The following is a 250-nucleotide window of genomic DNA, read 5'->3' as shown; positions in this document are numbered from 1 at the left end:
CAGTTGACGCACATCAATCTAACCTTCATTCGAAAGTATTTTAATGTTTGAACGAAACAGAGAGGCAACTATGATTTTCAATATTCAGCGCTACTCGACCCATGATGGCCCCGGTATCCGCACGGTCGTATTTCTTAAAGGCTGTTCGCTGGGCTGCCGCTGGTGTCAGAACCCGGAAAGCCGCGCCCGCACGCAGGATCTGCTGTATGACGCACGACTGTGTCTGGAAGGCTGCGAGCTGTGCGCTAAG

The 250-nt window shown here is 52.0% G+C and carries 1 protein-coding gene; it reads left to right on the top strand.

Annotated elements, in window-relative coordinates; translation table 11 throughout:
* Positions 1 to 70: 70 nt before the first annotated feature.
* Positions 71 to 250, top strand: a 180-nt coding sequence (locus tag R0J88_RS22175; protein WP_410901198.1) for a 4Fe-4S cluster-binding domain-containing protein, incomplete at its 3' end; no start/stop codon positions are given.

Source organism: Pseudoalteromonas sp. SIMBA_162, assembly GCF_046535955.1.
GTDB lineage: Bacteria > Pseudomonadota > Gammaproteobacteria > Enterobacterales > Alteromonadaceae > Pseudoalteromonas > Pseudoalteromonas marina.
The sequence above is the reverse complement of the archived record's forward strand: the minus strand, read 5'-3'. Positions and strand labels throughout refer to the sequence as shown.